The organism is Agrobacterium sp. RC10-4-1, from assembly GCF_014138475.1.
In the GTDB taxonomy this organism is placed as follows: Bacteria; Pseudomonadota; Alphaproteobacteria; order Rhizobiales; family Rhizobiaceae; genus Agrobacterium; species Agrobacterium pusense.
The window spans coordinates 150,531-169,128 of record NZ_JACJIT010000009.1 but is presented as its reverse complement, the minus strand read 5'-3'; the positions used below and the strand labels follow the sequence as shown (position 1 = coordinate 169,128).

Annotated in this window: 20 protein-coding genes; 9 read left to right on the top strand and 11 right to left on the bottom strand. The window is 60.1% G+C overall.

All coding sequences use genetic code 11. The annotated features are described in order from the left end of the window. Positions 1-3: 3 nt before the first annotated feature. Positions 4-798, top strand: a complete 795-nt coding sequence (locus FHW77_RS22855) for an SDR family NAD(P)-dependent oxidoreductase (protein WP_112416656.1) — start codon at positions 4-6, stop codon at positions 796-798. Positions 799-852: 54 nt separating this feature from the next. Here the strand turns inward: FHW77_RS22855 and FHW77_RS22850 are convergent, their stop codons facing one another. Further along, on the bottom strand, positions 853-1,098 hold the full coding sequence (locus FHW77_RS22850; protein ID WP_182590745.1) for a hypothetical protein: 246 nt from the start codon (positions 1,096-1,098) through the stop codon (positions 853-855). A gap of 188 nt (positions 1,099-1,286) precedes the next feature. On the opposite strand from FHW77_RS22850, the gene FHW77_RS22845 reads away from it, so the two are divergent. Next, entirely contained in the window at positions 1,287-1,511 is a 225-nt protein-coding gene (locus tag FHW77_RS22845; RefSeq protein WP_004444525.1) for a hypothetical protein, read from the top strand. 39 nt (positions 1,512-1,550) lie between these two features. Here the strand turns inward: FHW77_RS22845 and FHW77_RS22840 are convergent, their stop codons facing one another. The 6 genes from FHW77_RS22840 to FHW77_RS22815 form a co-directional block, all read right to left on the bottom strand. Beyond that, a complete protein-coding gene (locus FHW77_RS22840; RefSeq protein ID WP_182590744.1) occupies positions 1,551-2,210 on the bottom strand; it encodes a DUF6766 family protein in 660 nt (219 codons plus the stop codon). A gap of 138 nt (positions 2,211-2,348) precedes the next feature. Further along, positions 2,349-4,502: a catalase gene (gene katE, locus FHW77_RS22835; protein WP_072493731.1), complete on the bottom strand. Its 2,154-nt coding sequence runs from the start codon at positions 4,500-4,502 to the stop codon at positions 2,349-2,351. 72 nt (positions 4,503-4,574) lie between these two features. Next, a complete protein-coding gene (locus tag FHW77_RS22830; protein ID WP_006700454.1) occupies positions 4,575-5,177 on the bottom strand; it encodes a general stress protein in 603 nt (200 codons plus the stop codon). Positions 5,178-5,215: 38 nt separating this feature from the next. Further along, a complete protein-coding gene (locus FHW77_RS22825; RefSeq protein WP_182590743.1) occupies positions 5,216-5,533 on the bottom strand; it encodes a PepSY domain-containing protein in 318 nt (105 codons plus the stop codon). Between the two features lie 197 nt (positions 5,534-5,730). Beyond that, on the bottom strand, positions 5,731-6,348 hold the full coding sequence (locus FHW77_RS22820) for a flavodoxin family protein (RefSeq protein ID WP_182590761.1): 618 nt from the start codon (positions 6,346-6,348) through the stop codon (positions 5,731-5,733). Positions 6,349-6,429: 81 nt separating this feature from the next. Continuing rightward, entirely contained in the window at positions 6,430-6,837 is a 408-nt protein-coding gene (locus tag FHW77_RS22815) for a low affinity iron permease family protein (protein WP_034497847.1), read from the bottom strand. Positions 6,838-7,081: 244 nt separating this feature from the next. On the opposite strand from FHW77_RS22815, the gene FHW77_RS22810 reads away from it, so the two are divergent. From FHW77_RS22810 to FHW77_RS22780, 7 genes are all read left to right on the top strand, one after another. Continuing rightward, a complete protein-coding gene (locus FHW77_RS22810; RefSeq protein WP_004444538.1) occupies positions 7,082-7,285 on the top strand; it encodes a CsbD family protein in 204 nt (67 codons plus the stop codon). 234 nt (positions 7,286-7,519) lie between these two features. Continuing rightward, positions 7,520-8,671 (top strand): extracellular solute-binding protein, encoded by a 1,152-nt coding sequence (locus FHW77_RS22805; protein ID WP_034497849.1) that lies wholly within the window; start codon positions 7,520-7,522, stop codon positions 8,669-8,671. Between the two features lie 32 nt (positions 8,672-8,703). Further along, positions 8,704-9,552, top strand: coding sequence for an ABC transporter permease (locus FHW77_RS22800; RefSeq protein WP_210274067.1), 849 nt, complete (start codon positions 8,704-8,706; stop codon positions 9,550-9,552). A gap of 1 nt (position 9,553) precedes the next feature. Beyond that, positions 9,554-10,378 (top strand): ABC transporter permease, encoded by an 825-nt coding sequence (locus FHW77_RS22795; RefSeq protein ID WP_004444541.1) that lies wholly within the window; start codon positions 9,554-9,556, stop codon positions 10,376-10,378. Positions 10,379-10,387: 9 nt separating this feature from the next. Next, on the top strand, positions 10,388-11,422 hold the full coding sequence (locus tag FHW77_RS22790; RefSeq protein WP_182590742.1) for an ABC transporter ATP-binding protein: 1,035 nt from the start codon (positions 10,388-10,390) through the stop codon (positions 11,420-11,422). Between the two features lies 1 nt (position 11,423). Next, on the top strand, positions 11,424-12,260 hold the full coding sequence (locus FHW77_RS22785; RefSeq protein WP_182590741.1) for a glycerophosphodiester phosphodiesterase: 837 nt from the start codon (positions 11,424-11,426) through the stop codon (positions 12,258-12,260). Continuing rightward, positions 12,257-13,066 (top strand): inositol monophosphatase family protein, encoded by an 810-nt coding sequence (locus FHW77_RS22780; RefSeq protein WP_182590740.1) that lies wholly within the window; start codon positions 12,257-12,259, stop codon positions 13,064-13,066. The genes FHW77_RS22785 and FHW77_RS22780 overlap by 4 nt, the downstream gene beginning before the upstream one ends. Positions 13,067-13,105: 39 nt before the next feature. Here FHW77_RS22780 and FHW77_RS22775 read toward each other — a convergent pair whose 3' ends face one another. The 4 genes from FHW77_RS22775 to FHW77_RS22760 are packed head-to-tail and all read right to left on the bottom strand — an operon-like array spanning position 13,106 to position 18,560. Then, complete coding sequence (locus FHW77_RS22775; protein ID WP_182590739.1) at positions 13,106-14,917, bottom strand: ABC transporter ATP-binding protein; 1,812 nt, start codon at positions 14,915-14,917, stop codon at positions 13,106-13,108. Positions 14,918-14,921: 4 nt separating this feature from the next. Then, on the bottom strand, positions 14,922-16,706 hold the full coding sequence (locus tag FHW77_RS22770) for a gamma-glutamyltransferase family protein (protein ID WP_064264208.1): 1,785 nt from the start codon (positions 16,704-16,706) through the stop codon (positions 14,922-14,924). A gap of 21 nt (positions 16,707-16,727) precedes the next feature. Then, positions 16,728-17,600: an ABC transporter permease gene (locus tag FHW77_RS22765; RefSeq protein ID WP_182590738.1), complete on the bottom strand. Its 873-nt coding sequence runs from the start codon at positions 17,598-17,600 to the stop codon at positions 16,728-16,730. A gap of 12 nt (positions 17,601-17,612) precedes the next feature. Continuing rightward, positions 17,613-18,560 carry an ABC transporter permease gene (locus tag FHW77_RS22760; protein ID WP_006700442.1) on the bottom strand — a complete coding sequence of 316 codons (948 nt, stop codon included), beginning with the start codon at positions 18,558-18,560 and terminating at the stop codon, positions 17,613-17,615. Between the last annotated feature and the right edge of the window lie 38 nt (positions 18,561-18,598).

Below are 18,598 nucleotides of genomic sequence, written 5' to 3'. Positions count from 1 at the left end.
ATCATGAGCAGGGAAGAATCCACCAAGGGCCTTGCAGTCGTCACCGGCGCTTCGTCCGGCATCGGTTATGAGCTCGCCCGGTGCGCCGCGCAGGATGGTTACGACCTCATCATCGTGGCCGATGAAAATGACATCGATGCCGCGGCCACCCGGCTGCGCGCGGCCGGCACGCAGGTAGAGGCGGTGCGGGCCGATCTTTCGACACAGGCGGGCGTGGAGGAGCTTCTCACCCGCATCACCGCCTCGTCGCGGCCAGTCGATCTTCTGTTCGCCAACGCAGGACAGGGCCTGGGCGATGGCTTTCTCGATCAGAGAATGGAGGACATCCAGCGGGTCATCGCTACCAATATCAGCGGCACGATTGCGCTGGTTCATGCCCTTGCAGGCGGAATGCGCGAGCGTGGCAATGGACGTATCCTGTTTACGGGTTCCATCGCCGGTTTCATGCCGGGCACGTTTCAGGCGGTCTATAACGCCACCAAAGCGTTCATCAATTCCTTTTCCTTCGCGCTGCGCGAAGAGCTTGATGGCACGGGTGTCACGGTAACCTGCCTGATGCCGGGCGCGACGGACACGGAGTTCTTCGAGCGTGCGGACATGCTCGACACCCCCGTTGGCAAACAGAAGAAGGACGATCCCGGTTTCGTGGCCAAGACCGGCTATGAGGCGATGAAGAATGGTGAGGGCGATGTCGTGTCCGGCTGGAAAAACAAGCTGATGTCGGCGATGGCCAATGTAACGCCGGCGGAAACGCTCGCCAGACAACACCGCAAGATGGCAGAGCCGGATGGGAAATAGCCTCGCAGCACTTCCGGCGCCACTAAGCCACATCCGGCCCGACCGGACGTCACCTCAATCATCCGCGCCGCGCTTGTGGTGCGGGCTTTCCTGATTTTCACCGCGCAGCATGTGGCGATCATCCTTATCCGTTAATTCCGCATTGCCACCGCGAAGTTTCTCCGCCCCTCGGCGGGCCTCCCGTTCTTCCTTCGACCGCTTGAGCTCCGCCTCGGCGTTGAAATCATCATCGGCATTAGCGGTGTTCTCGCGTTTTTCGATGATGCGGAGCTGTTGTTCATGCGTTTTTGGACCGGCCATCGTTGCGCCTCCTGTTATCTGTTCGTGCGTCCGCGCCGTCGTTCAAGACAAAGCCCCCTTCCCGTGCGATCACGAACCACGGAGGGCGACAGAAGTTCCGGAACGAAAAGGCATGGGGGAAGTTCGGGAGCGACGGGTGGCGGCCTCGACTGCCGCAGCAGCCCGTCCGACGCCAAGAGGAGGCGATAATGGCACATGCAGACAGGAAACACTTCGGAAAAGGCACGCAGGGGAAAGGTACCGGCGCAGGCGCAATGACCGAGCTGGACAAGGGAAGCATTGAGGAAAACCAGATCCTTTCCAACCGCGACAAGAAGCAGCATTCGAAAGAGCGCGGCCAGGACGGTGCCGCCATCAAGACCGATCAGGAACAGGACCACGCCGCCAACAGGCGTCCCTGGGATAAACGCTGACGGGGGCGGTCAGACTTTGGGATCCACCCCCTCTGCCTTTCACCCGCCGGTCTCGCTATGGGGTGCTGCCACAGGCTTGGATTCGGGCGACCGCCTGAACCGCAGGAAGATGGACAGGACGATCAGGACAGCGGTGGAAAGGAATTCCGACTGCCAGTTCTGGAAGGACTCGAACCAGAATTCAACGCTTCCCAGATGTGCCATCAATGTCGTCGCCGGTTCGCCATGCAGGCGTGCCTCCACTGCCGCGGCATCGGCGCTGTATCTCAGATGCAGCAGGAAGCTCGCTACAAAAAGAACAAACAGCGCCAAGCCGAGCGAATAGGAATAGACGACGCGAATGATGCCGCCGGCCCTGACCGCCCATGGTGCATCAGGGTCGTTTTTCTTGCGTGAAGGGTCCTCGTCTTGCGCTGTCGGCTCATCGGGATCCTTGGATTCTGCGGACCCGCGCTGGAACAGGAATGCCGTCAACACCACATAGGCCGACATCTGCAAAAATTCGCTTTCCCAGTTTTCGAACAGCGCCGAAAGGAAATGCCCGCTCGTGGCGTAGGACAAAAGCGTGAGCGGTTTATCATGATGTTGCACGAGTTCATCATTGTGAACGACCCAGCCTGTGGCGAACATGCCGCCGATCGTCAGCAGTGATGCAAGGACAAGGACGATGGTCAATCCGTTGTCGCGGACAAGCTTCATAATCAGACCTCGCTCTGGACAAGACCTCCGGGTGAGAAGTGCCGCCAAATATGGCGGCACTTTCGTCTGCCGGTGCTGCGGCGCACTGGCCGCGGGCGCGGCGCTCCCTCAAACGATGAGGGCACGCCGCCGGTTGCGTTATCCGTTAGCGACAGGGACTGATGCCTTCCCAAGCTTGACCGACGGTTCGCGCGCCCAAACGCGCAACTTGCCGAGTTCGGAAACAAAGGCTGCCAACCCGTCTTCTCCCGGCAGAGGCAAGACGCCTTCATCCATGGCATCGGCAATTCCGGCCTTTTCCAGCAATGGCAGGGCCGACTGGTCATAACCGATAAACTTGCAGTGCTGGAACGCATCCGCGACAAAATCCCGGGCCGTTGCTTCCTTGACGAGATCGTCGATGGCCTCTGCCGATGTCAACAAGGCCACCGCATCAAAGAGAACCGAAGGACCGCCATCGATCATGTAATGCGCTTTAATGAGAGTGCCGTCCGAAGCCACGGCGCCCCCGACTTTAGGCGCGATCAACTCGAAGACGGCCTTCTCGGCCGTAACAGCCTCGGTCAGCCCCTGCAGCAATTTTGCGTCGACGCCATCCGTAATGAGAATGCCGAGCTTGCGCCCTTCGAAACGTTGCGGCCCTCGATTGACGATGCTGAGGGCGGGTGAAGGCTCCAGGTCCTGTCGGGTCGGCACTGCCGCCTCCGCCGGTTTAGGCATCGACTGGAAACCAAGCTTCTGGGCAACTGTCGACGCAAGCGTTTCATCGATGTTGAGGAGGTGTGACACCATCCGTTCACGTATGGCGACCGTCTCCACCCTGCTCAGCTCGAAAGTGAGGGCGGAGGCGATATGGCGCTGTTCGGGAGGAGTCTGGCTGAGATAGAATTGCCTCGCCTGACTATAGTGATCTGCGAAGCTCTCCGGCCGCAATCTCGCCTTGGCGCCCTGCTCTTCGCCTGCAAAATGTGTAAAGCCGCGCGCTGGCGATTCTCGCGGGCCTTCGCCAAAGGAGTTGGGCTGATAATTGGCGCGCCCCGTTGGATTGCGCATCGCCATGTGGCCGTCCTGCTGGAAATGCGCGAAGGGACATTTGGGCGCATTGATGGGCAGGTGCGTGAAGTTCGGCCCGCCGAGACGCTTCAATTGTGTATCGAGATAGGAGAAATTTCTTCCCTGCAGCAGCGGGTCGTTACTGAAATCGATCCCCGGCGGCACGTTCTGCGTCATGAACGCCACCTGTTCGGTTTCGGCAAAGAAGTTGTCCGGCATGCGGTCGAGAACCAGCCTGCCGACCGGCTGCGGCGGCAATATCTCCTCGGGAATGATTTTGGTGGGATCGAGGACATCGAAATCGAAGCTGTCGGCAAAATCCTGGTCGAAAAGCTGGACCTGCAACTCCCATTCCGGAAAATTGCCGGACTGGATGGCCGCCCAGAGATCGCGACGGTGGAAATCGGGATCGGCACCATTGATCTTCACCGCCTCGTTCCACGCCACGGATTGGAGACCCAGCTTCGGCTTCCAGTGAAACTTCACGAAAGTCGACTGGTTTTTCGCGTTGATGAAACGGAAGGTGTGCACGCCGAACCCTTCCATGAACCGGAACGACCGCGGAATGGTGCGGTCGGACATGATCCACATGACCATGTTCATGCTTTCGGGCGTGAGGCTGATGAAATCCCAGAACGTATCATGAGCCGTTTGCGCCTGCGGAAAGTCGCGGTCTGGCTCCTGTTTTGCGGCATGGATGAGGTCGGGAAATTTGATGGCGTCCTGGATGAAGAATACCGGGATATTGTTGCCGACGAGATCCCAGTTGCCTTCCTGCGTATAAAGCTTGACGGCGAAGCCGCGCACGTCGCGCGCAAGATCGAAAGAGCCTTTATTGCCGGCCACGGTCGAAAAACGCACGAAAGCCGGGGTTTTTTCGCCCGCACGCTGGAAAAGATCCGCTTTCGTGTAGGCGGCTAGGGAATCGTAGGTCTCGAAATAGCCATGGGCCCCATAACCGCGGGCATGAACGACACGTTCTGGAATTCGCTCGTGATCGAAATGAAAGAGCTTTTCCCTGAAATGGAAATCGTCCATGACAAGCGGGCCACGAGGACCGACACGAAGCGTATTCTGGTCATCCGCGACGGGCCCGCCCTGCGCGGTCGTCAAGACGGGTGCGTCGCCTTCGGCGGTCTGGTGCAACTCGCCGCCCTCGCCGCGGGAAAGTTTCTGGTCGTGGATCGTAACAACGTCGCTTTTTCCCGCCGATGCGGTGGTGTCCGGTTTTTTGGCCATGGTAACTCCTGAAAGCTTTTCGCAAGGGCGTGGCAGGACGCCACGCCCGGTGGGCGGTGAGGAATGCTCCTGTCAAAGCGCCGAGCGGCGATATCGGTTCCGCTCCTGCTCAACATCTTCAGCGGCGTAGGGCCTCGACGTTTCGTCAAAACGCGTCCAGCCCTCCTGACCATAGGCCGAACGCCGTTCGAAGGGATCGACCCAGTTCGAGCGTCGGAGGATAGCCTCCGCCTCAGGCACAAAATCGTCTTCAACCCGCGCAGTGACGAGAGTTCCGCCTCTGCGCACGCCCTCCGCATAGACATTGGCGTCCTCTTCCGAAACGCCTGAGCGGGTCATGGCTCCGATCAATCCGCCAGTGGCTCCTCCGGCAACAGCACCGCCTGCCGCACCGACGGCGGTGGCGGCCAGCCAGCCAGCGGCGACGACGGGCCCGACACCGGGTATAGCCATCATGCCGAGGCCCGTCAGCAGGCCGCCGGCGCCGCCGACAATGGCCCCGATGCCGGCACCGGTGCCGGCACCTTCAGCGGCTTTGCTGTCCTCGCCGTGGCGTCTGTCGGCGTTACTGGCCACAATGCTGATGTCGCTTGAGGGGATGCCCGCGCGCTCGAGTTCGCTGACGGCGTTACTTGCATCATCATAATCATCAAAAAGTGCAGTTACGGTTCTCATCATGTTTCTCCCAAAAGTCCGTGCGCTTAGTCCTGCCCTCACCTGGCGACAACGTTGCCCTGGTAATCGAGTGCTATGGCCACGGTTTTTCCGTCTTTCATTCCCGATGCCATCCACACGCCCTTGTCATTCTTGGTGAGGCCTGTGATCCCGGTGTAACCGGACTCCTCCATCCGCTTCTTCGCCTGCGCCTCCGTGAAGCTGTTGGCGCCTTCCACCGGAGCCGTCGGATTTTTCGTACCCGGCGTCACAACCGCCGGCGTATCACCACCGGGATTGGCTGTCGGAGCCTGCTGGGCAAAGGCCGAAACAGCCCCGGCTCCAACAAACAACGCCATGAAAAAAGTCTTCTTCATTTAAGTCTTCCTCCCTTTTCACCATCAGCCATACTTCCCGTCGGAAACGGTGCCTTTCCCGCCCGGGAAAGGCGCCTTCCGAACAAAGCGGGAGGCGGAGAGTTCCAAAAAATAATGAGGGGGGGGTGCCGCTTGAACCGTCGCCTCCGCGCGGCGACCGAGGCGGTGCCTGTTCACCAGCCGGAACAAGACCCGCACTACTGATCGCTGCCGGGATACGGGGAATTCCTGAGAAGAGCCGCCAGGTGCGCGGTATTGCGCACCAGCATGCTGACCATGGTTTTGACGGCATCGGGCGTCTTCTCCAGATCGACGAAATTCGTCGACCCCATCGCTTCCCCGACCCAATAGGCAACCGCATTGGCAGGGATGGTGAAACCGACGTCATTCAGCGCCTGAAAGAGCTCCGCCGAGACATGATGGGCGCCGTCTTCATTTCCGACAACCGCGACAGCCGCAATCCGGCCATAAGAAACCATCCGACCCTCATCATCGGTTTCCTCCAGGAATGCATCCATGCGCTCAAGCGCTCTCTTGCAAACGCTCGAAGGTTGGCCAAGCCAGATCGGTGTTCCCATGAGCAGGATATCGGCCTTCAGTATTTTTTCCCGAATGGCCGGCCAGGCATCGCCGTCGCCCTCATCTGAACTGACGCCCGGCTTGATATCGTGATCGGCGAGCCTGATCGTCTCGGCCTTGATATCCTGGCGGGCGAATTCCCGTAATATGAGGTCCAGCAGTTTCTCGGTGGAGGATGGTTCGGACGTGGCCGACGGTTTGAGCGTCGCGTTCAGAGCAAGAACGGTGAGTGGCATGGTAACTCCTTCTGCCATACGGTCTTTCCAGGATTTGGAAACTGTTGTGAACAATGATCGGCCATCGATCAGGGCCGGTGACTAACGCCGGGAAAGCAGACGATCCATGGCGTGATGGGGCGGCGGCTTGTTGCTTTCCCGCCCGTTTTCTTTTTCGAGACGGGTCCGGATCTCCTCGATCTCGTCCTCCGTCAGATGCTCGATGCCGATGAAGTCGGCGCGCGCCTGCTCTACAGCCCGCAGCAACTCGTCCAGTTTCGCCTCCATCGCGGCGGAATCCCTGTTCTGGGAATTCTGTACGAGAAAAATCATCAGGAAGGTGACGATCGTCGTGCCGGTGTTGATGACGAGTTGCCAGACCTCCGAAAAGTCAAACAGGGGTCCGCTGATGCCCCAGATGAGGACGGTGGCGAGCGCCACGACAAAGGCGCTGGGCGAACCTGAGAAAGATGCGATACGGCTCGCAAAGCGAGTGAAGAACTTGTTCATGACACGCTGAACCCTGCGGCTCGACACGAAAGCAAAGCCCGGTGAGGACCGTGGCTTTCCAGTGAAGCTAACAATCGAGGGCAGCGATTGTTCCGTCATGCAGAAACGCACACGGAAAGGAATTCCGTGCCGCGCTTTATCTTCGCCCAATGTTTCAAGCCCGGGTGCGATGTTCGCGTTTTGCCGGAACCCGATCTGCCTTCGCACATTTACAGGTGCAGACCAAAAACAGTGGGAGGATCCAATGGATTGGAATCGTGTTGAAGGCAACTGGAAGCAGATGAAGGGCAAGGTCAAGGAGCAGTGGGGCAAACTCACCGACGACGACCTTGACGTCATCAACGGCAAGCGCGAACAGCTGGAAGGCAAGATTCAGGAGCGCTACGGTTACGAGAAGGACCGCACCCGAAAAGACATTGACGACTGGTATGGTCGCCAGACCTGGTAACGGCAACCCCGCTTCGGCGGGGTTTTTCTTTATGCTCCGTCGCGAATAGGCGCGATATGAGCGCGCGGCTCCGAGGCGTCGCGGGCGGACTGTCACGAAAGCGTTATGGAAAGACATTAGAACCGCCGCCGGCTGGTCCAAAAATGCACGGCTGTGCAACGACTGGCCTGCGCCTACCAGCCCCTCGGGCAGCGCTCGACAGTTCCACTCGCGCCGACAATATCGGAGACATAGATGAAACGCCGCACCTTTATGATGTCCGCCGCAGGCGCCGCCGCCGGTCTCGCCCTTGCACCGCGCATGAGCTTCGCCGCTGCAGGCACGATCGACTGGTACACCAGTTCGGATACAAACATCCTCGATTTCTGGTCCAACACGATCAAGCCCGCCTTTGAAGCCGCCAATCCTGGCCTGAAGCTCAATCTGGTCGACGCCGGCGACGGCGCCGGCATTATCGCCATCGGCGAGCGCGCCGTTGCCGCGAAGCAGACCGGTACCGATCCGCAGGCCGATTATTTCGAAACGGCCGATCCACTGCTGCCTGCCGGCGCCATCGAAGCCGGTATCTATGTGAACATGGCGAAGGCCGGCCTTTCCAACTATTCGCGTGTCAACCCGCTCGCTATCCAGAGCGAGTACAGCCTGCCCTATCGCGGCAGCCAGGTCCTACTCGCCTATGACACGAGCAAGCTGAAGCCGGCGGATGCGCCGAAGACATGGGATCAGCTCGTCAGCTGGATCAAGGCCAATCCGGGTCAATTCGTTTACAACCGCCCCGACAAAGGAGGTTCGGGCGGCAATTTCGTTCGTCGCGCCATCCATCAGGCGAACGGCCTTGATCCCAAGGCATTCACTGTCGACAATTACACGCCGGAAGCAGGCGACAAGGCGCTCGGCAAGGCATGGGAACTGCTCAAGGACATCGCACCGTCGCTTTACGACAAGGGCGCCTACTCGTCCGGCAACACCCAGTCGTTGCAGCTTCTTTCCCAGGGCGTCGTCACCATGACCCCGGTCTGGTCCGACCAGGTGCTTCAGGCCATCGACCAGGGCGTTCTGCCGAAGGAAACCGGTCTGGTGCAGCTTCAGGATCTCGCGCTGTGCGGCAATTTTTCGCGTGCCGTCGTACTGGCGAACGGCGCCAATCGCGATGCGGCCCTGAAGCTCGCGAATTTCGTGCTGTCGGAAGAAATCCAAGGGGCAATCCTCACCGAACTTGGCGGCTTCCCCGGCGTTTCCTGGGACTTTGTGCCGGCAGAACTGCGCAAGCGTTTCGCCGACATCATCCCCCAGACCATTCCAACCTTCCCGGCCGGTAAATGGGAAACCGCCATCAATGATGGCTGGTATCGCAACGTCGCTCCCAACGTTGACCGCAAGTCGTGACCGAAGTCGCAGAAGGAGTGGCTCGCCCGCTCATGGACAATACGTCAGGCAGGAGGCCAAGCGGCCTCCTGCTCGTTGCCATACCCGTATTCCTGATGATCTGGCTCGTTATATGGCCAGCGATCAACGCCATCGGCCGCACTGTCTGGCGCATCGACGCCAATGGTGAAACGCGTTTCGACCTTTCCAGCTACGACTTTTTCTTCTCGGACCGCTACAGTCTCGACAATCTTGCCGTGACGTTGTGGACGACGATGGTCTGCGCGATCCTCCTGCTGGTCATCTGCCTGCCGATCGCGCTTTACCTGCGCTTTTCGCAGGGCCGCCTCTCGGCCTACGTGCAGGCGCTGGCCATATTCCCGATGTTCGTGCCCTCCATCATCCTCGCCTTCGCCTTCATCCGCGTTCTCGGTCCGAACGGCATGGTTGACATATTGCTCAACGCCGTCGACCTGCCGAAAATCCGCACGCCCTATCTCACGCCCTGGGGACCCGTCATCGGTCTTGTCTGGGACAATATTCCGCTGACCGTGCTTATCCTGCTCGCGGGGCTTGGAAGCGTTGCCAACCAGTCGGTAGAGGCGGCGCGGGATGTCGGCGCAAACGCGCTGCAGGTTTTCTGTCACATCATCCTGCCACGCATTACCAATTCCATTCTCGTGGCGCTTTCCTTTTCGGTGCTCGGCATTTTTTCCTCCTTCACCCTTCCATATCTTCTCGGACCGGCCTCTCCCGAAATGCTTGGCCCTTTCATGCAGCGCACGCTGCGCGAAGTGCAGGATCCCATCGGCGCCATGACACAGGCCGTCATCGCTTTCGGTTTCTGCATTGCTTTCGGCCTGTTTTATGTGCGTTCGGTCGCGCGCAACCAGGGGAAATGACATGACGACGATGACGCGGGCTCGGGCCCGCATGGACTGGCCCGGCATTTTTTTTGCTACGCTTCTCACCATCGCCATCGTCGGGCCGCTGCTTGTTGTGGGCACATGGGCATTCACCGAGGTCTGGCGTTTCCCCAATGTCATCCCACAACAGTTCGGTTTCCGGTTCTGGGGCCAGACACTGGGCCGCGCTGACGTGTGGAACGCTTTGATGCTGAGCCTGCGGCTGACGACGGTTGTGACGCTGCTTTCGGCGGTGATCTGCCTTCCTGCCGCATACGCCTTCGCGCGTATGAGCTTTCCCGGCCGTAACCTCCTGTTCTTCTCCTTCCTCGCCGGCCACGCCTTCCCGAAATTCGGGCTTCTGGTGGCAATTGCCGCCATTTTCCTGCAGCTCAACCTCATCGGTACCTTCTGGGGCGTCGTTCTCATCCAGCTGGTCGGCACGCTGATGTTCATGATCTGGATTCCCGTGGCGGCATTCCAGGCCGTCGATCGGCGCATGGAAGAAGCCGCCCGGGATGTCGGCGCCAGCCCGCTCAGGGTCTTCTGGTCAATTACCCTGCCACAGGCGGGACCGACTATTGCCGCCGCCGTTATGCTGAGCTTCGTTGGTACTTTTTATGAGACCGAAGGTGCATGGCTGATCGGGGCGCCCGGCATTCGCACGATGCCGGTTTTGATGATCAGCTACATCAACAACCAGATGGTCATCCAGTATGGTGCAGTTCTGTCCGTCCTGCTCTGGGTGCCGTCCTTCATTGCCCTCATGTTCGCCCGCCGCGTCATCGGAGGCGGCGCATTTGCCCGCGGTTTCGGCGGTTAGGAAATCTACATGTCCGTACTCCACATTCGCCAGGTCACGAAAAGCTTTTCCGGTGGTACCAAGGCAGTCGACAGTTTCTCGCTCGATGTCGCTGATGGCGAACTCGTCTGCCTTCTCGGCCCCTCCGGTTCGGGAAAATCGACGCTGCTGCGCATGGTTGGCGGGTTCGAGCAACCGACAGGCGGGCAAATCACCATAGATGGCGAAGACGTCACCCGCCTGCCTCCGGAGCGGCGGCCGACCGGCATGGTATTCCAGAGCCACGCGCTCTGGAGCCACATGAATGTGTTCAAAAACCTTGCTTTCGGCCTCAAACTGCGCCGCATGCCGGCTGCCGTGATCAGGGAGAAAGTGGAGGCCGTGCTCGAACTCGTCGGTCTCTCCGGTTATGGCGAGCGAGCCACGAGCCAGCTTTCGGGCGGCCAGCAGCAGCGTGTGGCGCTTGCCCGCTCGCTGGTTCTGGAGCCGAAAATCCTGCTTCTCGACGAGCCCTTCGCTAGTCTCGACCAGCATCTGCGCGAAAGGCTGCGGGAAGAGGTTCGGGATATCCAGCAGCGTCTCGGCATCACCACGCTGTTTGTCACCCACGGCCAGGACGAAGCGCTTTCCATGGCAGACCGCATCGTCGTGATGGCGAATGGCAAGACCGAACAGATCGACCGGCCGAATGTGATCTACCGGGAGCCGCAGACCCCTTTCGTCGCCGGCTTCATCGGCACCATGAACCTGATTGAGGGCACGGTTTCAAATGGGAACTTCATGCGCGCTGGTTTCACCTTTCCGCTTCCCATCTCTGATGGCCCGGCCATTCTCGCCGTTCGCCCGGAAGCCATCGATCTGGCGACCTCCGAAACACCGGAGGGGAGTGTGCACCGGGTGACGGATTATGGCACCCATGGCCTTGTCGACCTTGATCTGACCGATGGTACCAGGATCAAATCCATGGTCTCCCATCCGGATATGTTCCGGGCGGGACAGGGGGTACGGATTTCGCCCCGTTCCATCACGGCCTATCGCGACAACCGCCCGATCTACCGGAGCTGACATGACCCATCCGATACTCATCGACCGCAACGGCCACAAAACCTGGCTCAAATGGCACCGCGGCCGCCGCCGTGCTTCCGATCCGGTCTTTACGGGGGAGCGCATCATCGAAGCGATGCGGCTCGGTGCAAGCATCGAAGTCGATCTCGTCATTCATGCCGATCACGGTTGCGCCGTTTTGCATGACCGGACGCTGGAGCGGGAAACCACTGGCACCGGCCGGGTACGCGATACATCCGCCGCAACCCTGCGACAGCTTCACCTGCGCGATAATGACGGCCAGCCAATCGCTTCGAAAGTGATGCTGCTCGAAGACCTTTGCGCCCTGCTTGCGGACGACACCGTTCATCCCGACGCCCTGCTACAGCTCGATTTCAAGGAAAACCGGCAGGCGCTTGCCCCACAGGTGGTCGCCGGCTTCGGGATAAGCGTTTCACCCATAGCAAAGTCGGTGATCCTGTCAGGCGGCGATTTCGACGCTATTACCGCGCTGGCTGGCTCGGCCCCCGGCCTTCGCACTGGCTATGACCCCTGCCATCGCGGCACCCTTGCAGAGTTGCAGGCAAGCGGAAACTATCTGGACTTCATCGAAGACGCCCTTGCCACAGCACCCGATGCGGACATGATCTACCTCGCGTACGAGATCGTGCTTGCAGCTGCGGATGCTGGTGTCGATATCATCGCCCCGATTCATGCCGCGGGCCGCCGTGTGGATGCCTGGACGATCAACAGCGTCACGCCGCAATCCACTGATGCAGTCGAGCGGCTCTTGAGGCTGAAGGTGGACCAGATCACCACCGATGACCCGGAAGGGCTCGTAGAGGTTTTCAGCAAATGACAGTCAATTACAGCGCCATCCTCGAGCACATGGTCGCCACCGCCCGCGAAGCCGGCGCATTGACGCTCGACCATTTCCGGCGCTTTCGCGACATCGAGATCGGCGTCAAGGGGCCGGGAGACTTTGTTTCCGACGCCGATAGGGATTCCGAGACGCTGATCCGAAAGCGTCTGCTCGGCAAATTTCCGTGGGGACTGACCGGCGAGGAATTTGCGCCTGTGGAAGGAGCCGATCAGGATCATCGCTGGCTGGTCGATCCAATCGACGGCACCACCAATTTCCTCTTCGGCCAACATTACACGATCACCATCGCGCTAAGGCGGGGGAACGAGACAGTATGCGGTCTGGTCTACAATCCCGTCTCCGGCGAGATGTTTAAGACGATCAAGGGGGAAGGCGCTTACCTCAACGGCGAGCGCCTGCAGGTCAATGCCAGCACCGATGTTACCTTGATGTGCGTCGGCACCGGCCTGCCGACGCCCAATCTCCAGCTTTATCCAGGCGCCTATCAGCGCCTCGACACGATCCGCGCCCCCATCGGCGCGGTCCGTGTGGTCGGTAGCGCCGCCAATTCATGCGCTTACGTGGCCTGCGGCCGGCTGACCGGTTATTATGAGGAAACCGGTTTCGTCGACACCGCAGCCGGCATCCTGCTGGTGCAGGAGGCGGGCGGAATCGTGACTGACTGGTGGGGTCGCGGTCCGGAATTCTACGAAAAGACGGGCACGCTGATCGTCGCCAATCCCGCGACCCATGCTTACCTGATGGAGCACCTGCGAGGCGTTCCGCTCAAGAACCCGGCATAAAAGCTTCTTCTTCGAAGCACTGACACCGCAGCACCCGCCTCAGGCCACCTGCACCAGATGGCCGGGCGATACCGTCCTGTAGTTTCGCGCAGGTGTTTCATATCCCATAGCCCGTATCGGGCTCTTCAGCTCGTCATTGGATATGCCACGCCATATCCCCCGCCTTGACGGATCGGGCACGGGCACAGCCGCCATCAGCTTTTTTGTGTAGGGATGCTGCGGATTGTCGAAAACAGCCGCCCGCGGGCCTATCTCGACGATCTCCCCCAAATACATCACCGCGACACGATGGCTGACACGCTCCACCACTGCCATGTCATGCGAGATGAACAGAAAGGCGAGGTTGAGGCTCTGTTGCAGGTCGAGCAGCAGATTGCACACCTGCGCCTTGATCGAGACATCGAGCGCCGACACACTCTCATCGGCGACGATAACCTTCGGATCGAGGGCGAGCGCACGGGCAATGGCGATGCGCTGGCGCTGGCCGCCCGAAAATTCATGGGGGTAGCGATTGGCCATGTCGGCTGAAAGCCCGACCTTTTCGAGAAGATCGGCGGTCTTTTCCTTCGCCTGTTTCGTGGTGCCCAATTTATGCTTGATGAAGGGTTCGGAAATTGCCGTACCCACCGTCATGCGCGGATTGAGCGAGGAGAACGGGTCCTGAAAGATCATCTGCACGGATTTGCGCATGTTGCGGAGCCCGACCGTATCGAGACGCATCACATCATAACCATCGAGTGACACATCGCCGGACGACGGCTCAACAAGCCGCATGATCGAGCGGCCGGTGGTGGATTTGCCGCAGCCGGATTCGCCCACAAGCGACAGCGTTTCACCCTGAAAGAGATCAAAAGAGACGTTTTCAACGGCGTGAACCGCACCCGTCTGGCGCGCCAGCAGGCCGGACCGGATGGGAAAACGCGTCACGAGGTTCTTCACCGACAGGACCGGCGTCTGACCGCTCGCAACGGTCTCGGCCACCTCCTGAGGCTCAGTCGAAAGACCGGTCTTCATGTCGAGCACGGGAAAACGCGTCGGCCATTGCCGGTCACGCATCGAGCCGAGCTTCGGCACCGCCGAAAGCAGCGCCCGTGTATAGGGATGCTTGCCGCGTTTGAATATCTCCTCGGTCGGCCCGGTCTCGACCTCGTCGCCGCGATACATCACGATCGTCCGATCGGCGATTTCGGCCACGACGCCCATGTCATGCGTGATGAAGAGCACAGACATGCCCTCCTCTTCCTGCAGCAGTTTTATCAGGTCGAGGATCTGGCCCTGAATGGTCACGTCGAGCGCCGTCGTCGGCTCGTCAGCGATCAGCAGTTTCGGTCGTGAGGCGAGCGCCATGGCGATCATCACGCGCTGGCGCATGCCGCCGGAAAACTGGTGCGGATACGCGTCGAAACGGCCCGCTGCGTTGGGAATTCGGACCTTTTCCAGAAGCCGCACCGTCTCGGCCCGCGCCTCGTGTTTCGAAAGCCCCTTATGGCGAATGAGAACTTCCGAAATCTGACGGCCGATGGTGAAGATCGGATTGAGCGACGTCATCGGCTCCTGAAAGATCATCGAGATATCGTTGCCGCGTACACCGCGCATTTCCTTTTCGGAAAGCGAAAGCAGATCGCGGCCGTTAAGCAGCACCTCGCCTTCGATCCGGCTGGAGGCCGGGGCAAGCAGGCGCATCAGCGACAGCGACGTCACGGATTTGCCGGAACCGGATTCCCCGACAATGGCGACGGTTTCACCGGGCGCGACATCAAAGGAGACATCACGCACGACACTCCTCCATGCGCCATCGACAAGGAAGGAGGTGGTGAGGTTGCGGACGGAGAGGACTGGTTTTGTCTCCATGGTTTCACCGTCCTACCGCATAGGCCTGCATCAACCGCGGTGTTGCGGCGGCGCGCAGCAGGCCGTCCGCATCGCGGCGCGCCGCGGTGAGCCGCCCCACCGACCAGGCATCGGCAACGGTAACCCGGTGGCCACGACGGCGAAGCTCGGCAAGCGTCGCCTCACCCACCGTGCCCTCCACCATGATTTCACCCGGTGAACTGGTGCGCGGATAAAACGAACCCGGAAAATGCGAGGTATGGAACAAGGGCATGTCGATCGACGCCTGCAGGTTCTTGCCGTGGTGGGCATAACGCAGGAAGAAGGGCAGCTGCCACTGGTCCTGCTGGTCGCCACCCGGCGTACCGAAGACCATGGAAGGCCGGCCCTGATGCAGCGCAAGCGAGGGCGTCAATGTGGTGCGCGGGCGTTTACCCGGCGCAAGCGAGGTCGGCAGGCCTTCCTTCAGCCAGAACATCTGGGCGCGGGAATTGAGCGCGAAACCGAGGCCGGGCACTATGGGGGATGACTGCAGCCAGCCGCCCGATGGCGTGGTGGAAACCATGTTGCCCCAGCGGTCGATGACATCGATATGCACGGTGTCACCGCGCTTTTCGGTCAGATGCGACATGGTCGGCTCGTAGACGGTGCCCTTGCCGCTCATCTCCGCCAGCATCGCCAAGGTGGCGTCCACCTGCTTTTCGTAACCCGGCACGATGCCTGGGCGCAGCTCCAGCGAGGCCTCGCTGCCAATCAGCGCGCGACGTCCGGCATTATAGCCTTCCGACAGGAGATATTCCGTCGGAATCTGCCCGAATTCCGGATCGCCGTAATAGACTTCGCGGTCAGCAAAGGCGAGCTTCATGGCTTCGACGATGGTGTGGATGAAATCAGGACCGGACGGGTCCATGGCTGCAATATCGAAGCCCTTCAGAAGTGCAAGCGATTGCAGCAGAACCGGACCCTGCCCCCAGGCGGGCGTCTTGGCAATCGTCCAGTCGTGGTAATCGAGCGTCTGCGGCGCTTCAACGGTAGCACTCCACCCGGCCATATCCTGCGCCGTCAGCACACCCTTGTGCCTTGTGCCGCTGGCATCCATTACCTCTTCGGTGCTGACGTAACTGTCGATGGCTTCCGCAACGAAACCCCGGTAGAAGGCATTGCGCGCGGCCTCGATCTGGTTTTCGCGGCCAGAACGTGCTTCGGCTTCAGTGATGATCCGCTGATAGGTCGCCGCCAAAACAGGATTACGAAAATTGGCGTGAGGCTCCGGTGCGGCCCCGCCCGGCAGCCATGTTTCGTAGGAAGTCGGCCATTCCTTCTCGAAGAAATGGGCTAGCCCCTTGATGGTGGCAGAGACACGCGGCAGCGTCGGATGCCCATGTTCGGCATAATAGATGGCCGGTTCCAGCACCTCACGAACGGTCATCGTGCCATAGTCGCGCAGCATCAGCATCCAGCCATCGAAGGCGCCGGGAATCACGGTGGCGAGCAGCCCATCGCCCGGGATGAGTTTCAGACCTTCCGAAGTATAATGTTCAATCGTCGCACCGCTCGGAGCCGGGCCCTGGGCACAGATGACCTCCACCTTGTCCTTCTGCTTCGAATAAAACACGGCGGGCATATCACCGCCCGGACCGCACAGATGCGGCTCGACGATCTGCAGCACGAAGCCGGTGGCGACGGCGGCGTCGAAAGCATTGCCGCCCTTCTCGAGGATCGCCATGCCAACCGCCGAGGCGATCCAGTGGGTTGAGGTGACGACGCCGAAGGTGCCGAGGATTTCAGGGCGTGTGGTGAAATCAGTCATTCCGATATTCCTTGTAAAAAATCATGCTTCGCGCGGATCGAGCGCATCGCGCAGGCCATCGCCCAGAAGATTGAAACCGATGACGACGAGGAAGATGGCAATGCCGGGCCACATCGTCATCCATGGCGCCTGGCTCAAGAAGTTCTTCGCGGTGTTCAGCATCGAACCCCAGGAAGGTGCGGGCGCCTGCTGGCCAAGGCCGAGGAAGGAAAGGCTCGCCTCCGCGATGATGGCGGTCGCCACCGTCAGCGTCGCCTGCACGATGATGGGGGCAAAGACATTCGGCAGGATGTAGCGGGTCATGATGTCGATGTGGTTGAGGCCGATAGACCTTGCACCCTCGACATAGTCCTCCATCTTGACGGCCAGCACCTGCCCGCGCGTCAGCCGCACGAAGATCGGCATGGCGGAAAGGCCGATGGCGATCATCGCATTGGTAAGGCTCGGGCCGAGGAAGGCGGCAAGCGCAATCGCCATGATCAGGAACGGCATGGCCAGCAGCGCTTCGGTAATGCGGGAGATAACCATATCCACCCAGCCGCCAAAATAACCGGAGATCAATCCGAAGGGGACGCCGATCATCACGGCGATCATGACGGAGACGACGCCGGCCATCAGCGAAGCGCGAGCGCCATAAATCATGCGCGAGAGAATATCGCGGCCGAGATCATCCGTGCCGAGCCAGTGGGCAGCCGACGGCGCCTTGCGGATGGCCGACCAGCTGGTCGCGACGGGGTCGGCAATCGGCAATATCGGCGCGGCAATCGCCAGCACGGCGAAAAACACGACGATGATCAAGCCGGCGAGCGCCGACTTGTTGCGCTTCATCTTTTTCCAGGCGCGGCTTTCCTGCCGTGTCGCCGGTATCGAAAGGCTTTGATCCAAAACGGTCATGATATCAGGGCCTTAGATTGTCGCCCTGAGGCGGGGGTTGAGCAGGACATAGGCAATGTCGGCCAGGAGGTTCATGAGGATGAAGCCGACGGCGGTACAGAGCACGATGCCCTGCACGACGGCATAGTCACGCGTGAAGACCGCATCGACCGTCATCTTGCCGAAACCGGGAATGGTGAAAATCTGCTCCGTCAGAACCGCACCGGCCAGCAGTTCGCCGAAGAGCAGCGCCAAGAGCGTGATAACGGGCAGAAGCGCGTTGCGGAAACTGTGAGACAGGATGATTTCGCGCGGGGAAAGCCCCTTGGCGCGGGCGGTGCGGATGTAATCGGAGCTCAACACCGCCACCATCGCCGAACGTGTATGGCGCATCAGCGTCGCCGCCAGTGCATTGCCCAGCACGAAGGCGGGCATGATCATGGTTTCGATGGAGCGGACAGGGTCTACGAAGATCGATTCGTAACCCGATGCCGGCAGCCAGCCGAGTTTCACCGACACCAGCAGAATGAGCATGATGCCGAGCCAGAAATTCGGGATGGACAGGCCGGAAAGCGCCACGATATTGGCCGTGTAGTCAATCCACGTATTCTTCTTGACGGCTGCCAGAATGCCGATGGGAATGCCGATGATCATGGCGAAGAACATCGCCATGACAGCCAGCTGAATGGTCACCGGCAGCTTCTGGCCAATCAGTTCCAGAACCGGCTGGTTCGTGCGTAGCGAAATGCCGAAATCGCCGGTTACCACGCCGCCCAGCCAGTTGACGTACTGGAGTGGAACCGGGTCGTTAAGACGGTATTTCTCGCGCAGAAACTCAATTGTCGCGGGATCGCGCTCCTCGCCAGCCATCGCCAGGATGGGATCGCCCGGCAAGAGTTTCTGCAGGGAGAAAACGAAGATGGAAATGATCAGAAGCGTCGGGATCGCGACCAGCAGTCGCTTGCCGATATAAACAGGCATGGCATTGCCCCCGTTTTGGTCCGGTCTTGGCGGCCGCA

Coding starts and splice junctions, on each gene's coding strand:
- FHW77_RS22855 (WP_112416656.1), top strand. CDS start 4: ATGAGCAGGGAAGAATCCACCAAGGGCCTTGCAGTCGTCACCGGCGCT.
- FHW77_RS22850 (WP_182590745.1), bottom strand. CDS start 1,098: ATGGCCGGTCCAAAAACGCATGAACAACAGCTCCGCATCATCGAAAAA.
- FHW77_RS22845 (WP_004444525.1), top strand. CDS start 1,287: ATGGCACATGCAGACAGGAAACACTTCGGAAAAGGCACGCAGGGGAAA.
- FHW77_RS22840 (WP_182590744.1), bottom strand. CDS start 2,210: ATGAAGCTTGTCCGCGACAACGGATTGACCATCGTCCTTGTCCTTGCA.
- katE (WP_072493731.1), bottom strand. CDS start 4,502: ATGGCCAAAAAACCGGACACCACCGCATCGGCGGGAAAAAGCGACGTT.
- FHW77_RS22830 (WP_006700454.1), bottom strand. CDS start 5,177: ATGAGAACCGTAACTGCACTTTTTGATGATTATGATGATGCAAGTAAC.
- FHW77_RS22825 (WP_182590743.1), bottom strand. CDS start 5,533: ATGAAGAAGACTTTTTTCATGGCGTTGTTTGTTGGAGCCGGGGCTGTT.
- FHW77_RS22820 (WP_182590761.1), bottom strand. CDS start 6,348: ATGCCACTCACCGTTCTTGCTCTGAACGCGACGCTCAAACCGTCGGCC.
- FHW77_RS22815 (WP_034497847.1), bottom strand. CDS start 6,837: ATGAACAAGTTCTTCACTCGCTTTGCGAGCCGTATCGCATCTTTCTCA.
- FHW77_RS22810 (WP_004444538.1), top strand. CDS start 7,082: ATGGATTGGAATCGTGTTGAAGGCAACTGGAAGCAGATGAAGGGCAAG.
- FHW77_RS22805 (WP_034497849.1), top strand. CDS start 7,520: ATGAAACGCCGCACCTTTATGATGTCCGCCGCAGGCGCCGCCGCCGGT.
- FHW77_RS22800 (WP_210274067.1), top strand. CDS start 8,704: ATGGACAATACGTCAGGCAGGAGGCCAAGCGGCCTCCTGCTCGTTGCC.
- FHW77_RS22795 (WP_004444541.1), top strand. CDS start 9,554: ATGACGACGATGACGCGGGCTCGGGCCCGCATGGACTGGCCCGGCATT.
- FHW77_RS22790 (WP_182590742.1), top strand. CDS start 10,388: ATGTCCGTACTCCACATTCGCCAGGTCACGAAAAGCTTTTCCGGTGGT.
- FHW77_RS22785 (WP_182590741.1), top strand. CDS start 11,424: ATGACCCATCCGATACTCATCGACCGCAACGGCCACAAAACCTGGCTC.
- FHW77_RS22780 (WP_182590740.1), top strand. CDS start 12,257: ATGACAGTCAATTACAGCGCCATCCTCGAGCACATGGTCGCCACCGCC.
- FHW77_RS22775 (WP_182590739.1), bottom strand. CDS start 14,917: ATGGAGACAAAACCAGTCCTCTCCGTCCGCAACCTCACCACCTCCTTC.
- FHW77_RS22770 (WP_064264208.1), bottom strand. CDS start 16,706: ATGACTGATTTCACCACACGCCCTGAAATCCTCGGCACCTTCGGCGTC.
- FHW77_RS22765 (WP_182590738.1), bottom strand. CDS start 17,600: ATGACCGTTTTGGATCAAAGCCTTTCGATACCGGCGACACGGCAGGAA.
- FHW77_RS22760 (WP_006700442.1), bottom strand. CDS start 18,560: ATGCCTGTTTATATCGGCAAGCGACTGCTGGTCGCGATCCCGACGCTT.